Origin of the sequence: Streptomyces yangpuensis, assembly GCF_024666385.1 — a bacterium.
Classification (GTDB): Bacteria; Actinomycetota; Actinomycetes; order Streptomycetales; family Streptomycetaceae; genus Streptomyces; species Streptomyces yangpuensis.
In genome coordinates this window covers 982,538-1,000,135 of the sequence record NZ_CP102514.1, presented here as the reverse complement: position 1 = coordinate 1,000,135, position 17,598 = coordinate 982,538, and the positions used below count along the sequence as shown (strand labels likewise).

18 protein-coding genes are annotated in these 17,598 nt (G+C 71.8%); 10 read left to right on the top strand and 8 right to left on the bottom strand.

The window, feature by feature from the left end; translation table 11 throughout:
• Nucleotides 1-31: 31 nt before the first annotated feature.
• The 4 genes from NRK68_RS04625 (at nt 32) to NRK68_RS04610 (ending at nt 1,501) form a co-directional block, all read left to right on the top strand.
• Nucleotides 32-604, top strand: a complete 573-nt coding sequence (locus tag NRK68_RS04625) for a DUF5994 family protein (RefSeq protein ID WP_257855063.1) — start codon at nt 32-34, stop codon at nt 602-604.
• Between the two features lie 5 nt (nt 605-609).
• Nucleotides 610-798: a hypothetical protein gene (locus tag NRK68_RS04620; protein ID WP_257855061.1), complete on the top strand. Its 189-nt coding sequence runs from the start codon at nt 610-612 to the stop codon at nt 796-798.
• Nucleotides 799-895: 97 nt separating this feature from the next.
• A complete protein-coding gene (locus tag NRK68_RS04615) occupies nt 896-1,162 on the top strand; it encodes a hypothetical protein (protein WP_257855059.1) in 267 nt (88 codons plus the stop codon).
• Nucleotides 1,163-1,216: 54 nt separating this feature from the next.
• Entirely contained in the window at nt 1,217-1,501 is a 285-nt protein-coding gene (locus tag NRK68_RS04610; RefSeq protein WP_257855058.1) for a hypothetical protein, read from the top strand.
• 14 nt (nt 1,502-1,515) lie between these two features.
• Here the strand turns inward: NRK68_RS04610 and NRK68_RS04605 are convergent, their stop codons facing one another.
• Nucleotides 1,516-2,784: an ATP-binding protein gene (locus tag NRK68_RS04605; RefSeq protein ID WP_257855056.1), complete on the bottom strand. Its 1,269-nt coding sequence runs from the start codon at nt 2,782-2,784 to the stop codon at nt 1,516-1,518.
• A 428-nt stretch (nt 2,785-3,212) separates the two neighbouring features.
• On the opposite strand from NRK68_RS04605, the gene NRK68_RS04600 reads away from it, so the two are divergent.
• Both NRK68_RS04600 and NRK68_RS04595 read left to right on the top strand, forming a co-directional pair.
• Nucleotides 3,213-4,412, top strand: coding sequence for a PP2C family protein-serine/threonine phosphatase (locus NRK68_RS04600; protein WP_257855055.1), 1,200 nt, complete (start codon nt 3,213-3,215; stop codon nt 4,410-4,412).
• Between the two features lie 192 nt (nt 4,413-4,604).
• The gene (locus tag NRK68_RS04595; RefSeq protein WP_257855054.1) at nt 4,605-5,156 is read left to right on the top strand and encodes a DUF5994 family protein; all 552 of its coding nucleotides are present in this window, start codon (nt 4,605-4,607) and stop codon (nt 5,154-5,156) included.
• A gap of 176 nt (nt 5,157-5,332) precedes the next feature.
• Here NRK68_RS04595 and NRK68_RS04590 read toward each other — a convergent pair whose 3' ends face one another.
• Nucleotides 5,333-6,151 (bottom strand): alpha/beta fold hydrolase, encoded by an 819-nt coding sequence (locus NRK68_RS04590; protein WP_257855052.1) that lies wholly within the window; start codon nt 6,149-6,151, stop codon nt 5,333-5,335.
• A gap of 93 nt (nt 6,152-6,244) precedes the next feature.
• Here NRK68_RS04590 and NRK68_RS04585 point away from each other — a divergent pair, with 93 nt between their 5' ends.
• On the top strand, nt 6,245-8,269 hold the full coding sequence (locus NRK68_RS04585; protein WP_257855050.1) for a transcriptional regulator: 2,025 nt from the start codon (nt 6,245-6,247) through the stop codon (nt 8,267-8,269).
• 461 nt (nt 8,270-8,730) lie between these two features.
• On the opposite strand, the gene exaC is transcribed toward NRK68_RS04585, so the two are convergent.
• A complete protein-coding gene (exaC, locus tag NRK68_RS04580) occupies nt 8,731-10,254 on the bottom strand; it encodes an acetaldehyde dehydrogenase ExaC (RefSeq protein ID WP_257855049.1) in 1,524 nt (507 codons plus the stop codon).
• 54 nt (nt 10,255-10,308) lie between these two features.
• Nucleotides 10,309-11,622: a GAF domain-containing protein gene (locus NRK68_RS04575; RefSeq protein WP_183068065.1), complete on the bottom strand. Its 1,314-nt coding sequence runs from the start codon at nt 11,620-11,622 to the stop codon at nt 10,309-10,311.
• 191 nt (nt 11,623-11,813) lie between these two features.
• Here NRK68_RS04575 and NRK68_RS04570 point away from each other — a divergent pair, with 191 nt between their 5' ends.
• Entirely contained in the window at nt 11,814-11,996 is a 183-nt protein-coding gene (locus tag NRK68_RS04570; protein ID WP_257855048.1) for a tail-anchor membrane protein, read from the top strand.
• A 184-nt stretch (nt 11,997-12,180) separates the two neighbouring features.
• Here NRK68_RS04570 and NRK68_RS04565 read toward each other — a convergent pair whose 3' ends face one another.
• The 3 genes from NRK68_RS04565 to NRK68_RS04555 form a co-directional block, all read right to left on the bottom strand.
• Nucleotides 12,181-13,074: a polyprenyl synthetase family protein gene (locus tag NRK68_RS04565; protein WP_257855047.1), complete on the bottom strand. Its 894-nt coding sequence runs from the start codon at nt 13,072-13,074 to the stop codon at nt 12,181-12,183.
• Between the two features lie 297 nt (nt 13,075-13,371).
• Nucleotides 13,372-13,827, bottom strand: a complete 456-nt coding sequence (locus NRK68_RS04560; protein WP_257857766.1) for an SAM-dependent methyltransferase — start codon at nt 13,825-13,827, stop codon at nt 13,372-13,374.
• 122 nt (nt 13,828-13,949) lie between these two features.
• Nucleotides 13,950-14,729 carry a hypothetical protein gene (locus NRK68_RS04555; RefSeq protein WP_183068063.1) on the bottom strand — a complete coding sequence of 260 codons (780 nt, stop codon included), beginning with the start codon at nt 14,727-14,729 and terminating at the stop codon, nt 13,950-13,952.
• Between the two features lie 134 nt (nt 14,730-14,863).
• Here NRK68_RS04555 and NRK68_RS04550 point away from each other — a divergent pair, with 134 nt between their 5' ends.
• Nucleotides 14,864-15,778, top strand: a complete 915-nt coding sequence (locus NRK68_RS04550) for an oxygenase MpaB family protein (RefSeq protein ID WP_257855044.1) — start codon at nt 14,864-14,866, stop codon at nt 15,776-15,778.
• Between the two features lie 158 nt (nt 15,779-15,936).
• Here NRK68_RS04550 and NRK68_RS04545 read toward each other — a convergent pair whose 3' ends face one another.
• Complete coding sequence (locus NRK68_RS04545) at nt 15,937-16,536, bottom strand: class I SAM-dependent methyltransferase (protein ID WP_183068061.1); 600 nt, start codon at nt 16,534-16,536, stop codon at nt 15,937-15,939.
• A gap of 177 nt (nt 16,537-16,713) precedes the next feature.
• Between NRK68_RS04545 and NRK68_RS04540 the strand changes: the two genes are divergently transcribed.
• On the top strand, nt 16,714-17,493 hold the full coding sequence (locus tag NRK68_RS04540; protein ID WP_183068173.1) for an MHYT domain-containing protein: 780 nt from the start codon (nt 16,714-16,716) through the stop codon (nt 17,491-17,493).
• Nucleotides 17,494-17,598: the final 105 nt, after the last annotated feature.

The following is a 17,598-nucleotide window of genomic DNA, read 5'->3' as shown; positions in this document are numbered from 1 at the left end:
TTCACGAACGGCCCGGGGACGGGTCCGCGACATGACCACGACCCTCGACCGCGCTACACAACCGACTGTTGTCCTGCGCCCGGCCCGCCTGTCCCTTACGCCGAAGACCGCTCTGGCAGGCCGGCTGGACGGTGCCTGGTGGCCCCACTCACGTGACCTCGAAGCCGAGCTCCCCGCTCTCGCCGCCGCTCTGGACGAGACCTGGGGGCGCATCACGCGCGTCAGCGTGACCCCCAGCCGCTGGCCGGTCGTCCCGCGCACGGTTGCCGTGGCCGGGCATCTGTTGCACGTGGGCTGGTTCACCGAACAGGACCCCGACAAGCTGATCCTGCTCTCCTACACCGTCGGCCGCTGGGACCTCCTGGTGATCCCGCCCGAGACGGAGCCCGCGGCCGCGGCCCGCCTGATGGCCGCCGCCGCGATCCCGGGCAGCGTCCTGGCCGCAGGCGTCCTGATGGCCAACGAAGCCGCCATCGGGCGCGGCATCCGCGACGCCAGCCGCCGGGAAGCCACCTGGGAGGGCGAAGGCGGGGCCTGCATCTCCCCCTTCGGGAACCCGATGGGACGAACTGCCCTGCCGCTGTCCGGAAACGGGTGGAGGTGAGCTCCGTGGAGACCGTCGTCCTCATCGCGGTGATCATCATCGTGATCGGCATCGGAATGCGCTGGATCTACGTGATGAACGCCCAGCACGATGCGCGGATCGAGGCCTGCCGCTTCAGTGACCCCCTGCCGAGGCCTCCCGGCCTGCCGGACGACACCGGTCGTCGAGCCCACCACACGGGTGCCGACCGGTGAGGAACAGACCTTCTTCCGACCGGGGGCAGCGGGCGGGACGCCTCGGCGCCCCGCATCCGCCGGCCTCCTCACCCACTCAGAAAGGGAACACGCCTACGTGAAGTACATCGAGACCCAGACACTGCCCTCACTCGGGCACCCCGAGGTCCGGATCATCGCGCACACGCCCGAAGCCGCCCGAGCGGTCGCGGAGGCGCTCCGCCGATGTTTCGCAGGCGCGGAACAGCGCAGCTACCCCGCCCTCGACGGCAACACCCGCCTCCACCTCACCGTGGACACGGCGACACCCGCGGGCCTCGACCGCTCCCGGCCTGCCGCCATCAGGCCCTCCGCCGGCACCGGCGCACACTCCGACGAGATCTGAGAAGCCCCGACCGGCCCCGGATCCCACCCCACCCACACACGAAAGGACGCGGTCATGGCCACACTGCGCGAACGCAAGACCTACCGCGACCAGGTGCTCCGGGTCCTGTACGAAGCCGTCGAAGGCAACCGCCTCCTCGGCATCACCGGAGCACAGCTGCGGCGCGACCTCCACGTACCGGAACAGGACCTGGCCGCCGCCTGCACCTACCTGGCGGGCGAAGGTCTGATCACCGTCGACTGGGAACCCGGCAATACCCCGGCGATGGTCACCCTCACCCACGAGGGAATCCGGCACATGGAGGCCGAGGAGGAAGGGACGGCCACGGGGCCGGCCTGATCCGGGCAGCACACCTAGATGCGGGCGAACTTCTCGGTCTGCTGGGCGAACTCCTGGGCCATGGCCGCGCTGACCGTGGGCCTGGTTTCGCCGATCGTGCGCAGGTAGTCCTCGGTGGTGGGGCGGGCCCGGGTCCCGGTGTCGAAGGTGTGCTCGAACTGGACTTGGGAGACGGTGCGCGCCACATGGGCGATGTCGGCGGGGGTGAACCCCTCGCTGGCGTCCGCCAGCGCCGCGCTGTCGGCCTCCGCGCCCGCCCGGGCCAGGTAGCTCTCCCACAGCGCGGTCCTCGCGCGGTGGTCCGGGGGGCCGATCGGCAGCACGTAGTCGAACCGGCCGTGCCGCAGGAACGCGGAGTCGAGGGTGGTCACGTCGTTCGTGGCGCAGACGAGCAGCCGCCCGTCCTGGCCCCGGAACCGGACGATCGCCTTGAGTAGTTCGTTGACGACGCCGACCGCGGTCGCGTCCGCGCCGCTCCGGGTCCCGGCGATCTCCTCGACCTCGTCGATGAAGACCAGGACGTGGTCGAGCCCGGCGATCTCGTCGAAGCGCCGGTTCAGCCCGCTCGCCAGCCCGTACTCGGCGGCCAGCCGGGCGGGGAACAGTTCGAGGAACGGCCACTGCAGGCGGCCGGCGATCGCGTGCGCGAACGTGCTCTTCCCCGTCCCGGGCGGACCGAACAGCATCACCGCCCGTGGCAGCTCCACGCCGTGCTGGGCGGCCATTTCGGGATGGGCCAGTGGCAGGACCAGGCGCCGCTCGATGAGCTCCTTCTCCTTCTGCATGCCGGCGACCTTCTGCCACAGATTCCCGGGCGGCAGCTCCGCTCCCAGCGACGCGAGCATGCTGACCGCCTGAGGGGTCACTCGCCCGCGCTTCTCGAAGAAGACCAGGCCCTGACGGGCTCCGAAGCCGCAGTTGTACAGGGCGGCGGCACCGGTCTCGCCGTCGGGCAAGGCCGCGTGCACCGTTCGGACGCCACCGGCGAAAAGCCGGTGCTCCAGGGCCGTGATCAGGTCGCTGCCCAGACCCTGGTGCCGCCAGGCGGGCGCCATGCTGATGCGCAGGATCCACGCCCGGTCACCGTCCACCCTGCTCACCGCGGCACCGACCACCACGTCGTCCGCGGTGGCCACCACCGCCGGGTGGAGGGCCTGGAGGGCCGCCACGGCGTCCGAGAGCGGAAAGAGCGGTGGCTCTTCGGCCGTGCCGCTCTCGGCGTCGACTCGGAGCACCGATTCGAGATCGTCCTGGGCGTAGTCCCTGACACGCCAACCCGTCATGATCAGCTCCGCGTGTTCGGCCGTACTCCCATCATCAGCCGATGTGCGCGGGACGCGCCCATCGGCCTTCAGGCCGGCGGCACTGGACGGCACAGCGGCACCTCACGGGGGGCGGAGCCCCGCCTCGGCTGCCGTCCTCCGCTCCCTGAGGAAGCCCCAGGTCAGCGACGGGGTGGTTTGTCGCCAGGCGGCTCGCTTCTCACCACCGCGGGCCGGAAATGCCTGGTTGCAATCGGTCAGGCTCCGCCGACGTGCGACGAAACCCGGCCGTGCAAGCCCTGCGTGAACCGGCCCGCCGGGGAATCCAGGTCGTGAAGGCCGCCGGGCACGGAAGCCGTGTGGCGTGCCCGGTCGCCGGGGAGCATCCTGGAAGCCACGCCGCCCGTGCAGCCCGGACGCCGGCCCGCCGCCCGGTTGGAGGCAACAGGATGACCGTCGGAGGCCGCGCGGACCCGGATCGCTCGGAGAGCTTCGGGGAGGAACTGCTCGGGCTGCTCCTGGACGGGGCGCACGAGCTGCCGCCCCATCTGGTCGGCCCGCTCGTCGCCGAGACGGTGGCCCGGATGGGGGGCCGCGGAACGCAGATCCTGCTCCAGGACTATGGACAGCAACAGCTGGTCTCCCTGCCCGCCGGCGGCGTGGCCGCCGGTGAACCGCAGCCCATCGACGGGTCCGAAGCCGGCCGGTGTTTCCTGGAGTCACGCCCCGTCGAAGTCCTGACGCCCGACGGCATACGGGTCCACCTGCCCCTGCTGGACGGCGGCGACCAGGTGGGGGTCCTCGCGGTCACCCTGGACGGGATCGACGACGACACCCGCCGCCTCCTGCGCAGGATCGCGGGCCTGGTTGCCGACCTGCTGCAGACCAAGAACGGTTACACGGACCTCTTCTTCCGGACCCGCCGCAGAGAACCGATGAGCGTGGCCGCGGAGATCCAGTGGTCCCTGCTGCCCCCGCTGTCGATGGTGATGCCGCACGTCGCGGTCGCCGGAGTCCTGGAGCCCGCCTACGCCGTGGCGGGAGACAGCTTCGACTACGCCCTGAACGGTGACGTCCTCCATCTCGCCATGGTCGACGCCATGGGGCACGGCCTGGACGCGGCCACGATGGCCACGGTAGCCATCGGCGCCTACCGCCACGCCCGCCGGATCAGCATCGAGCTGTCCGAGATCTACCTCTTCATGGACCGGGCGGTCGCGGAGCAGTTCGACCCGGACCACTTCGTGACCGCCCAGATGATGCGGCTGGACACGGACACGGGGCGCCTCCAGTGGGTCAACGCGGGGCATCCCGCGCCCATGCTGATCCGCGCGCACCGCGTCGTACGCCGTTTGGACAGCCCCACGACCCTCCCTGTCGGCTTCGGAGGGGCTCAGCCACAGGTCAGCGCGGTGGCGCTGGAGCCCGGCGACCGCGTCCTCTGCTTCACCGACGGCCTGATCGAAGAACATAAAAGCGGGCAGGAGCAGTTCGGCGAAGAGCAGCTGATCGACTGGGTGAACCAACTGGAGCAGGCCGACCACGGGATCCGCACGGTGGCACGGGACCTGTCTCACACGCTCAAGCGGGCACGAGGCGAAGTCACCTCGGACGACGCCACCCTCGTCCTGGTCGAGTGGCGCGGATGACGGAGCGCGTGGGCACTTCGTCCCCAGGCGTCGCCGTCCAAGCCGACTCTCGAAACCTCCCGTCCGACCCCGCCGCGGAGTAGGCTGGGGTTACCGGGAGTAACTCGTGCACCCGCGCCCACGCGGACGTCGTTTCCGGCGATCAAGACAATGCGCCGCCCGGCAGGGCGGTCCGGGAACGAGTCCGCGATCATGACCACTACCGCTTCCCTGTTCTCTGCACGTTTGACCCTGACACCGAAGACCGCCCTCGCCGGCCTGTTGGACGGCGCGTGGTGGCCCAGGTCCCGCGATCTCGCAGCTGAGCTTCCGTCGCTGGTCGAGGCGCTGGAGGGCCGCTTCGGACGCATCACACGCGTCGTGGTGAACCCCACCTGCTGGCCCGTCGTCCCGCACAAGGTTTTCGTCGCGGGGCACATCGTGCACGTGGGCTGGTTCACGGAACAGGATTCCGACAAGCTGATCCTGCTCTCCTACGCCGTCGGCCGCTGCGACCTGCTGGTGATCCCGCCCGAGACCGAGCCGACCGCAGCAGACCGGCTCATGACCGCCGCCGCCCTCCCCGGCAACGTCCGGGCCGTCGGCACCCTGATGACCGACGAAGCCGCGAACGGCCTCCGCATCCGAAATGCGCGAAGGGGCGAGGATGCCCGGGAGACCGATGGCGGAACCCCCGCGACGCCCCGTCGGCACCCCGTCGTCGGAGCACGGATGATCCCGCTGCCGTGGAACATGCGGAGGTGACCGCGCAGACCGTGGACCCTTCCAGCACGGGCCGCGGGGTCTTGTGCGACGTTCAGACACGCATCAGGTGCTCCTGCCGATCAGGGATGCGGTCAGAGCGCCGGCGAGGGGCAGGGGCCAAGCGTCGTCCCACGCCCGCGGCACGTCGTGAGCGAGCCCGGGCGTGGCGCCCGTGGTCAGGATGTGATCGGGTGCTGCTCCAGGAACCGGGCCAGGGCCTCGGCGATGGGCCGGGGCCGTTCGATGTGGAGCAGGTGGCCGACGTCGTCGATGACGCACTCCTCGATGTCGGGCAGTGTCGAGCGGAGGAACTCGGCGACCTCGACCCACAGTTGTAGGGTGCCGCTTCCCAGCAGGGACAGCACCGGTTGGTGGATCGCCGCAGCGTTTTCCGGGCTGAACCGCCACTCGGCCAGGGCGGGGAGCTCGATCCCGAAGAACGTGTCGGCATCCTTGACCGCCTGCTCGACGCTGCCCGGCATACGGTCCTCCAGCAGGGCCCGGCAGCGTTCCCCGTCCATGCCGCTGACGTGGGACAGGAACAGCTCGATGGCGCGTTCGGCGTCTCCGTCCGCGTACGCCCCGAATGCCGGCGCCGCCTGTGTGAAGAACGCCTCGCCCGCCGGCACGGACAGCAGGGAGAGCTCCAGCAGGGCGACCGTCACGATCCGGTCGGGGCGGTCCTGGGCCATCTGGGCGGCGACCGCCGCGCCGCTCGAGTGCCCGGCCACGTGGGTGCGGTCGATGCCGAGATGGTCGAGCAGCGCGAAGGCATCGGCGGCGTGGTCGGCGACGGCGACCGGCCCGGGGCTGTGGGTGCTGCCGCCCCAGCCGCGCTTGTGGTAGCGGACGAGCCGGTAGCGGTCGGTGAGTGCCGGTTCGGCGAGGAGCGGGGCGAACCCGTCGGCGAGGACCGGGCTGATCAGCAGGACCGGCTCCCCGGTCCCGCGGATCTCGTGTTCCAGCCGGATGCCGTTCACTGTGGCGGTGTCCATGATGTCCTCCGATGCGGTTGTGGCTCACCATGGAGGCGTAAGCAGGACGCTTACCGCGGTAACCGACCGGACCCGGGATCGAGGGGAATGCCCGTGACCCACGCCGCTGGGGAGGGAACCGGCCTGGAGCGGGCGCGGAACGCAGCGGCCCGCGGAGCGTGGTCGGACGCCTACGCCGGGTTCCTGGCGGCCAGGGAAGCGGGCGACCTCGACCCGAACGCGCTCGCCGAATTCGCCGACGTCGCGTATGCCGCCGGACACCTCGACGTCACGATCGAGACCTGGGAGCGGCTCCACGGCGAACTGTCCCGGCTCGGCGAGGACAACGCCGCGGCCGGAGCCGCCGTAAGGGTGGCCATGCACCTGCTGTTCGACACAGCGCTCATGGCACCCGTACGAGGATGGCTACGCCGAGCGGACCATCTGCTCGACGGCCCACCACCTCTGACCGGCGCGCACGCGTGGTTCGCGGCGGTGTGCACCTTCGAGCGCCTCCTAAGCGGCGACTTGGAAGCCGCGCGGGGCTGGGCCGAGCGGGCGATCGAGACGGGCTCGCACACCGATCCGGCGGCGGCGGCGATCGGGCGAGTGGCCCAGGCGAGACTGGTGATCCTCGACGGTGACGTCGCACGGGGCCTGGAACTCCTCGACGACGCCGGTACGGCGGCGATGGCCGGGGACCTCGATGCGCTGTCGACCGGGGTCGTCTACTGCGAGCTGGTGTGCGCACTGCAGGGCCTGGCCCAGTACGACCTGGCCGAACAGTGGACCGAGGCGATGGAGCGGTGGGCGCGCACGAACGCGATCGGCAGCCTGCACGGCCGGTGCCGGGTGCACCGGGCCGAGATCCTGCGTCTGCGGGGCCAGTGCGCGAGCGCAGAGCAGCAGGTGTTGCTCGCGTGCGAGGAACTGCGCCCCTATGTGCGGCGCGAACTGGGCTGGCCGCTGACGGAGCTGGGCCGGATCCGGCTGCGCCGCGGCAACCGCACCGGCGCGGAAGAGGCGTTGCTCGCCGCCCATCGCCTCGGGTGGGATCCCGAACCGGGGCTCTCGCTCGTCCGGCTCGCCGACGGCGACGTCGACACCGCAGCCGCCGCAATCCGGGAGGCACTGGCGCGGCCGCTGCCGGTGCCGTCGAAGGAGCTGCCCCCCACCTCCGAGCTGCGGCGGGCACCGTTGCTGGACGCACAGGTCAGGATCGCCATCGCCGGCGCCGACCTGGAGACGGCGCGGGTCGCGGCCCGCGAGCTCGAAGAGGTGGCCGTCGCCTTCGAAAGCAACGCGCTCGCCGCATCGGCACTGCGAGCCCGGGGGGAAGTCCTGCTCGCCGAGGGCGATGCGGCCGGCGCGTCCGCGTCCTTCACCGATGCCGTCCGGGCCTGGAACGAGGTCGGCGCCCCCTACGAGACGGCCGAGTGCCGGCTCCGGCTCGCGGACGCCCAGCGGGCCCTGGGCAACTTCCGGGCCGAGACCTTGGAGCGGGAGGCGGCGCGCAGCGAGCTCGATCGAATCGCCCACGCTCCCACGGCCGAGGAGCCGCGGACGGACACGGCCGAGCTGGACTCCTTCGTCCGGGAGGGCGACTACTGGAGGGTCGTCTTCGACGGTCGGCGGGTGACCGCACGCGACAGCAAGGGCATGCACCACCTCGCCCGCTTGCTCGCCGCGCCGGGCCGGGAGTTCCACGTCCTCGACCTCGCCGCCGCCGACGCGGCCGACCCTGACGCCGCAGCCAGGCTCGCCCGCGCCGGCGACGCCGGTCCCCTCCTGGACGCCCGCGCCAAGCAGATGTACCGCCGGAGGCTGGAGGAGATCGACGAGGACATGGAGGAGGCCCGCGCCGACCACGACATCGCCAGGCAGGAACAGACCGAACTCGAACGTGGATTCCTGATCAACGAACTCACCCGGGCCGTCGGGCTCGGCGGGCGCGACCGGCACGCCGGCGCAGCCTCCGAACGGGCCCGGGCCGCCGTCACCCAGGCCGTACGCAAGGCCATCGGCCGTCTCCGCGACGTGTTGCCGGCCCTCGGTGACCACCTCGACCGGACGATCCGCACGGGAACCTACTGCGTCTACGTCCCCGATCCGCGTGTTCCTCCCTCATGGTCCACGTGATGGGCGAACGGCTGAGGCCGCGTCCTCCATGGCCGCACCGCCTACACGGACCATCCCCACCCCGACCGGCGGCGCTGCCTCATCCGCCCCATGCTCCAGGGCTGATCGGCCGTCTGCCCAGGGCACGGGCGCGGCCGGACGTTCCGTCCCGGGACCAAGAGGGATGCGAATGGCGTGCCGGCGACCGGATGCCTGCCGGGGTCGGGCCCGTCACCTACCAGCAGGGATCCTCGGCCGACACCCTCCAGCACGGCTGGGTGCGGGAATCACGGCGCCTTACGGACCGCCGCCGCTGATCAGCCGCAGCGGGAGAGGGCCGGCTCTCGGTCCGCGACTGGTCCGGAAGCGACGCGTGAAACACGATGGCGATCGCTCAATGCTGCCGTCCGTTCGCCTTGAGTGATGGAGTGAGTGTTGCCCGGAGGTTGGCAACACCCCCTCCAGGCAACTGACTTCCTGCTCTAGAAGAGGCCCAGCTTCTTGGGGGAATAGCTGACCAAAACGTTCTTCGTCTGCTGGTAGTGCTCCAGCATCATCTTGTGGGTCTCTCGGCCGATGCCCGACTGCTTATAGCCTCCGAAAGCACTGTGGGCGGGGTAGGCGTGGTAGCAGTTCGTCCAGACGCGGCCCGCCTGGATGGCCCGGCCCGCGCGGTAGGCCGTGTTGACGTCCCGGGTCCAGACGCCCGCGCCCAGACCGTACGACGTGTCGTTGGCGATGCGCACGGCGTCCTCGAAGTCCTCGAAGGAGGTCACCGACACCACCGGTCCGAAGATCTCCTCCTGGAAGATCCGCATGTGGTTGTCGCCCTCGAAGACGGTCGGCTCGACGTAGAAGCCGCCGGCGAGCTCGCCCTCCAGTTCCTGACGCCGTCCGCCCGTGAGGAGCTTCGCGCCCTCACGCCGGCCGATCTCCACGTACGACAGGACCTTCTTCAGCTGCTCCTCCGAGGCCTGGGCCCCGATCATCGTGTCCGTGTCCAGCGGGTGCCCCGGCACGATCAGTTCGGTGCGCGCCACGGCCGCGTCGAGGAAGTCCCCGTACCGGCCGCGCTCGATCAGGGCCCGCGAGGGGTTCGTGCACACCTCGCCCTGGTTGAGCGCGAACATGGTGAAGCCCTCCAGGGCCTTGTCGCGCAGGTCGTCGTCCTGCGACCAGATGTCGTCGAAGAAGAGGTTCGGGCTCTTGCCGCCGAGTTCCAGCGTGACCGGCTTCAGGTGCTCGGCCGCGTACTGCATGATCAGCCGGCCCGTCGCCGTCTCCCCGGTGAAGGCGATCTTCGCCACGCGCGGGCTCGACGCGAGCGGCTTGCCCGCCTCCTCGCCGAAGCCGTTGACGATGTTCACCACGCCCGGCGGCAGCAGGTCCGCCACCAGACCGAGCCAGTAGTGGACGGAGGCCGGGGTCTGCTCGGCCGGTTTGAGGACCACGGTGTTGCCCGCCGCCAGCGCCGGGGCCAGCTTCCACACCGCCATCAGGATCGGGAAGTTCCACGGGATGATCTGACCGACCACCCCCAGCGGTTCGTGGAAGTGGTAGGCCACCGTGTCGTCGTCGATCTGGCTGAGCGCGCCCTCCTGCGCCCGCAGCGCGCCCGCGAAGTAGCGGAACTGGTCGATGGCCAGGGGCAGGTCGGCCGCCAGGGTCTCGCGCACCGGCTTGCCGTTCTCCCAGGTCTCCGCGACCGCGAGGGCCTCCAGGTTCTGCTCCATCCGGTCCGCGATGCGCAGCAGGACCGATGCCCGGTCGGCGACCGATGTCCGGCCCCAGGCGGGCGCCGCCGCGTGCGCCGCGTCCAGCGCCCGCTCCACGTCCTCGGAGGTGCCCCGGGCGACCTCGGTGAAGGTCTGGCCGTTGACGGGGGAGGGGTTCGCGAAGTACCGGCCGCGGACGGGCGCGACGTACTCGCCGCCGATGAAGTGGTCGTAGCGGGACGCGTACGACATGAGTGCCCCCTCGGTGCCGGGCGCAGCGTAACGGGCCATGGTGTCCTCCCCTTGCCGGGCGCCGGCCGCCGTCGGACAGCGCTCGGGTGGAGGCTAGGAGCGGGCAGGTTGCGGATACGTTGCGGGCCGCCCGCGTCCGCCGTCCGGCCGTGCGCTCAGCTCGCGGTCCAGGGCGCGTACCCGGGCCAGCGCGGCCGGCCTGCCCTCGGGCGGCAGCGCCGCCGCCAGCGCCCGCCACACCTCCGGGTCGTCCGCGCCCCACGCACTGCACACCCAGTCGGCCAGCAGCCCCGCGTCCGCCCGGGCGATCAGGGCCGCCCGCGCCTGGTCATCGATCCGCCGGCGCAGCCGGACCACGCCGGGCGCCGTGGAGGCCGGCAGCAACGGGCCCGGATAGGGGTGGAGGGCCGCGGAGACGGCGCCGACGGCCAGCCGCCTCGTCAGGGCGGTGAAGTCCGCGTCCAGCGGCCGGGCCGGGCGATAGGGGCGCGACTGCGGCGCCGCCGGCCCCAGCAGCGCGCGCAGCCGCGCCATTTCGGCGCGCAGTGTCACCGGTGACACCGACTCGTCCTCGTACAGGGCGATCGCCAGTTCCTCGCCCGAGAGGCCCTCCGGGTGCGCCGCCAGCAGGGCCATGATCTCGCTGTGCCGACGGCCCAGCCGCACCCGCCGCCCCCCGGTCACCAGCAGCGCCTCGTCCCGGCCGAGAGCCGTGAGGGCGTCCCGCGCGGCGGGCGGCCCCTCGTCGAGCAGGGCCAGCCGGTCCTCCGCCGCCCGGGCCACCGCCCGTACGAACGCCAGGGAGTGCGGGTGCGCGAGGCCGTCGCCGCCGGTGATGTCCACCGCGCCCAGCAGCCCGCCCGTCCGCGGATCCCGCACCGGCGCGGCCGCGCAGGTCCACGGGTGCACCCGACGGCTGAAGTGCTCGGCGCCGAAGACCTGTACGGGCTCGCCCACCGCGACCGCCGTACCGGGGGCGTTCGTCCCCATCGCGCTCTCCGCCCAGCGCGTCCCCGGGACGAAGCCGAGGCCCTCGGCCCGCCGCAGGGTGGCCGGTGCGCCCTCCACCCACAGCAGGCTGCCCCGTGCGTCGCACACCGCGAGCAGGTGCGCCCCGTGCGCGGCGAACGCGCCGACGAGATCCCGGAACAGCGGCATCACCCGGGCCAGCGGGTGCTCCTCCCGGTACGCACGCAGATCCGCCCCCGTCAGCTCCACCCGCGGCGCGCACTCGGGGCTCAGCCGGGCCCGCGCGCACCGCCGCCAGGACCGCGCGATGACCGCCCGGACCGGTGTGGCCACCCGCCCGTCCCGGGTGAACGCCGCGTGCGCCCGCCGCAGTTCGCGCGTGCGGGCCGCAGGATCGGCCCCGTCCGGCAGTGCCACCGACGGATCCCGGTCGCCCATGTCACCCTCCCGTGCTGCCGCGGTACCTGCCCGGAGCGCCCCATCGTCGTCGCGGCACCGCACCCCGGCAAGCGGTACGTCGGCCACGGAGCCCGGCCCCGTCTCCCATTCCGCCCGGCTGACCGGGAACGCGTGGTCGTGACGGTGCGTTGAGGGGGGTAGTGGTCGACGTCACATGGAGGTGTCCGTAGATGTCCAGTCGCGGAAAGGTCGCGGTTGCCGGAGTCGCGGCAGCCATCGTGTTGTTCTGGGCCGTGGGTTTCTGGGCGGGCCTGCTGGTCCTGATCGGGGTGCCCGCCGCGGCCTACCTTCTGCTCGATTCGTCCCAGCGGCGTCGGGTGCGCGGTCTGTCCCGGAAGCAGCTCGGTGGCTGACGGCGGCGCGTGGCGCAGGGCGCGCTGCGCGCGGCCGATGTGGTGCCGGCGTGGGCCGGTCCGAGGAGTGGCCGGGCTCCGGCTGGTGTGCGGAGCCCGGCGGGCATGGCCGTAGGGAGTGGGGAGTGGGGTGCGCGGCGGGTGCGGAGTGCCCGTGCGCCCACCGTACGCACGGCCGGCCGGCTCAGGCCGCGCCGCTCACGACGACCGGAGGAAGCTCCGCTTCGAGCAGCATCTGGGAGGCGTGGTCGACGAGGTTGCGGAGGACCGGCTGGTAGGCCTCGTCGCCGCCCAGTTCGTCCAGGATCCGGTAGGCCTCCGCGCGGAAGCCGTCGATCTCGGCACGGTAGCGGTCGAGGGCGAGTGGCGTACGCAGCAGGCTCGCGAGTTCCCTCCTGGCTTGGTGCGACCGGCTCGCGGCGGCGCACAGCCCCAGAATGTGCTCCCGGGAGAGGGGTGACGCGTCCTCCAGAACGGAGGCGAGCAGGTAGGTCACCGTGCCGTTGGCCAGGTCCTCGTCGCGCCCGGACAGGATGTCTTCCTGGTCGTTGAAGATCTGCCAGAGGATCCCGAAGACGTAGCCGAATTCACGCCAGAGTTCGACTCTCTCGTCCGTGGTTCCCGAGAACAGGGCGGCCATCGCGGTGATCATTCCGAAGGGGGCGCCGGATTTGCCGCGGTACGTCTCCACCACCGATTTTCGGGAAGCATTGCATATGTCCCCGCGCATGTCGTCTATCTGGCCGTCGACGCCTATGATCCAGCCGTTCAGCACCTCGTTTATCAGGGCGCCGTGCGTCGCTTCCGGGAGATCTTGCGCCAGGACGATCTGAAGGGGGAGCGCATTGCCCGTGATGACGGAGGCGAGCAGTGCTTCGTCCTCGGTGAGGGCCCCGGAGATGGACGCGCCGTCGGCGTCGGCCAGGTCGTCGAGATAGCAGGCCGAGGTCCACCACAGCAGGTGGACCGCCGACAGCGGGACGGCCGGCCCGGGATTCCCCGTCTCTATCGCGTGCGTGAGCAACGGGAGCACCGACAGGGGATGTCTCAGTTTCCGCTGCTCCAAGAGCTTGGCCACGCAGTTCCTCGTGGTCGCGGCGACCGGGCCGAGTCGGTCCAGAGCGGTTTCGATCTCCGCATCGATATCCTGCGCAACTCTCCGGTGCAGGTCGAGGTACGACATGGAATTCAAGAGTGGCCTCCATCGTGGAATGAGCGTGGGGGTGAGGTGCGCACCCTTTGAGCCGTGTGACTGGCCGATTCGATCATTCCGGAGGAGGGGGATCCAGAGCAATTTTCAGCCGATGTGGCCGGATCCCATTAGTTGACTCGTTAAACTACCGCCGGTAACAAATATTTCACGCCATTGAATAGATCAGTAATAGCCATCCATCAAGGTGGTCGCCCACTCCGGCTGCCGCAGTTCGCCGCGTGGCCCGAATTCGACCATGTAGGGCTTCAGGTCGAGTACGGGTGTGCCGTCCACGGCGTCGAGGCCCTCCACATGGACGTCCAGCCCCTCGACCTTCACCACCCGGCACCTCGACACGCCCAGCCGGTTGGGGCGGTTCTTGCCGCGCTGCGCGAAGATGCCGACCAGCGGCCAGTCCGGGTTGTTGCGCGGGTGCCGCGCCCCCGTCTCGATCCGCTCGGCCGGCACCCGGTCGAAGTGGTAGACGACCTCGACGTGCGAGAAGTCCTCCAGCCCGTAGAGGGCTTCCGGACCGAACCGGTCGCCGTCCAGGCGGATCACCGCCGTTTCCCGCCCCCAGTCGTCGTCCACGACGTCGGCGCGACCGCCCACGACCACAGCCACCGGCTCCGACTCCACCAACGTGTCCCCCTCGGTCGTTCGTCCCTGCGCGCCGCCGTTCACCGGTGTCCGCGCTCCGCCGTTCGCTCGTGTCAGCGCTCAGCCGCTCGTCCGTGTCCCCGGCCCGGTCCGGCCGCGGGTCACACCGGCCGCACCGCGACGCCGTCGAGCGCCGCCAGCAGCTCCGGCAGGTCGGGATCCCCCTCCCGGGGGACCGTGAGCACCTCGCCCGGCTCCTCGTCCAGGAGGACGAAGGCCGCCTCGCCGGTACGGGCCACCAGCGACCAGCCGGGCCCGTCCACGCGCAGGGTCCGGACCCCCTCGCCGGCGAAGGAGGACCGTACGCGGCCGGCCGGAGGCGGGGTCCGCGTGTACTCCGCTGCCTCCTCCAGCGCACGCGCCAGTCCGGGGTGCGCCGCGGCCGCGGCCCCGCCGTCCGTCGCCACGCGCCCGCGCCAGTCGGCCCATTCCCGGGCGATCTGGTCCGCGCCCAGCCGTCGCTGCACCGGGCCCCAGGCCTCGGCCGACGGCGGCGCCAGCGGCACCCGCCCCGTACCGTCCGCGCCCTGCTCCGGATCGTGCGGTTCCGGGACCCCGGGTGCGGCCACGGACAATTCCACCGGCCAGCCCGCCAGCGAGACCACGATCGTCCGCTCGTCGGGCGACAGGTCGTACTCCATGCCGCAGTCCCACGAGGCGATGGCCGCGGCCACGAGCGAGACGTCGTCGACGACGACCGTCCAGCGCGCCCCCTCCTCGTCCTGGCCCAGCACCAGCCCGTACCCCTCCCGGTTGGGCGCCACGCCCAGCAGGGAGCAGGCCTCGGGGAAGTCGTCCCCCAGGAAGCCGGGGAACTGCGCGGGGGTCAGGAGCACGGCGGTCAGCACGTACAGCGAGCCGCCACCCTCGTCGTCGGACACCTGGCCTCCAGCTTGCTCTCTCGTCGGCGCACCTTAACTACTCGGTAACCCGTGCGTCGAGAGCTGCGGGCCACGATTTCCAAGGCTGCTACCTGCACGTAGAGTTGGGGACCCGCCACAGAAAGGGACACCCGGTGCAGCGTTACGACCGGCTGAAGGAGATCCTCCGGCTCGACCCCGACAAGGACTTCCTCGCCATCTACCGGCTCACCGCCACCTACGAGTTCCCCTGGGACTTCACCCGCGCCCTGGAGCTCGCGCTGTTCCGGACCTATGCCGTCCCCGGCATCGGCGGCCTGCTGGCCGAGACCGCCGAGTTCACCGAACGCACCCAGAAGCGCTACGACGACACCGCACTGCTCCTCGACGCGGTCGTCGAGCACGGCTTCGACAGCGACACCGCCCGCACGGCGATCCGTCGCGTCAACCAGATGCACCGCAGCTACGACATCTCCAACGACGACATGCGCTACGTCCTGTGCACGTTCGTGGTGATTCCGGCACGCTGGCTCGACGCCTACGGCTGGCGTCCGATGACCCACCACGAGCGCCGGGCAAGCGCCAACTACTACGCCACGCTCGGCCGGCACATGGGCATCACGGACATCCCGGGCTCCTACGAGGAGTTCGAAGCCACCCTCGACGCCTACGAAGCGGCCCACTTCGGCTGGGACGAGGGCGCCCGTGCGGTCGCCGACGCCACCCTCGACCTGATGGCCTCCTGGTACCCGGCGCCGCTCGCACCCGCCGTGCGCCGCGGGGGCATCGCCCTGCTCGACGACTCGCTGATCGACGCCTTCCGCTACGAGGCCCCGCGCTCCGGAGTCCGGAAGCTGGTGCGGGGTGCGCTCAGGCTGCGGGGCCGCGCGGTCCGGCTGCTGCCCCCGCGCCGGACCCCGCACTACGCCCGCCAGAACCCGGAGATCAAGGGCTACCCCGGTGGCTACGACGTGGGTGAACTCGGCACGTTCCCCGGGCCCGGCTCGGGCGGCTGCCCCGTGCCCCACCCGCGCCGGCCCGCCGGAGCCGAGGCCCAGCCCCCGGCCTGATCCCGGGTACCTCCGCCGGCGCCGGGTGCGGTGCGGACGTACAAGCGCCGGTGCCGGCGTACGGGTGTGCCGGTGCCGACGTACAAGCGCGCCGGTGCCGGCCTACGGGCGTGCCGGGCAGGCGTCCTGCCCGGCACCCGCGTCTCGGGGCGCGCGGATCAGGACCGGCGCGCCGCCAGGGCCAGGAAGCGGTGGTCCTCGTCCGCGTACGAGGTCAGATCCCAGCCCGCGGCGGCCAGCAGCGGGCCGAGGTTGTGCTCGGCCCGCAGGTCCTGCCCGGTCAGCTCGCGGCCCTGGCGCGCGGCGAGCGCCGCCCGCCCGATCGGATGGAAGAGCGCGAGCCGGCCGCCGGGGCGGACCACACGCGACAGCTCGCTCAGGTTCGCCGCGGGATCGGGCAGATGGGCGATGAGACCGGAGGCGAACACCGCGTCCAGCGCCTCGTCGCGCAGCGGCAGCCGGGCCACGTCGGCGAGCACCAGCGCGCCCTCGGCGGCCCGCCCGGCCCGCTGCGCGGCGGCCAGCATCTGCGGGGTGAGGTCCACGCCGAGCACGGTCCCCGCGGGGCCGACGGCCGCCCGCAGTGCGCCCAGGGCGCGCCCGGTGCCGCAGCCCGCGTCGAGCACGCGGTCCCCGGGCCGCAGCCCGCACTCCGCCACGGCGGTGGCGAAGGCGGGCCCGTCCTCCGGGAACTTGCGGTCCCAGTCGGCTGCCCGCGCCCCGAAGAACTCCTGCACGTGCGTGTGGTCTTCGCTCATGGGCCCATGATCCCCCACCACCGCACGCCCGGATGTCCGTGGACCGTGCGCAAGGTGGCGCGTGGGGTGATCGAAGGTGAACGTAGCTCTGTCATATTCCAGCACTTCCAGCTGCTTTCGAAATGCGCCCCCTGTTCGCGCCCTCACCCGGACTAGCGTCCGGTGGCCATGGGACACCTGGGACATCTGGACCACGCCGCTTACGGCTGGCTGACACCCGTGCTGTCATATGTGATGGCATCGATCGGCGCCGCTCTCGGGCTGCGCTGCACGGTCCGCGCGCTCGCCGCGACCGGAGCCGTCCGCCGCAACTGGCTCCTCACCGCGGCCTCCGCCATCGGCACCGGCATCTGGACCATGCACTTCGTCGCGATGCTCGGCTTCGAGGTCACCGGTACCGAGATCCACTACAACGTGCCGCTCACCATCCTGAGCCTGCTCGTGGCCGTGCTGGTCGTCGGCGCCGGAGTCTTCGCCGTCGGCTACGGCAGGGCGCGGGGCCGTTCCCTCGTACTGGGCGGCCTGACCACCGGACTCGGCGTCGCCAGCATGCACTACCTGGGCATGGCCGCCCTGCGCCTGCACGGCGAGGTCTCCTACGACCCGCTGGTCGTCGGCCTCTCCGTCGTCATCGCCGTGGTTGCGGCCACCGCCGCCCTCTGGGCCGCGCTCAACATCAAGTCGCCCGTGGCCGTGGCGGCGGCCTCGCTCGTGATGGGCGCGGCCGTCAGCAGCATGCACTACACGGGGATGATGGCCGTCGCCGTCAGCGTCAGCCCCTCGGACGCGGCCCTGCCCGGGGCCACCGCGATGCAGTTCATCTTCCCGCTGGCCGTCGGACTGGGCTCCTACCTGTTCATCACCGCCGCCTTCGTCGCACTCTCCCCGACGGCCGACGAGCGCGCCGCCTCCGCCTCCGCCCGGCACCTGGGGGAGCACGCCGCGGCCGCGCACTGACCCGCCCCCACGCCCTGTAGACCGCAGACCGGCGCCACGACCCGCCGGCCGACCGCACCCGTAGGCACCGCCCGGAACGAGGAGCCCATGCGCACACCCCGCAGA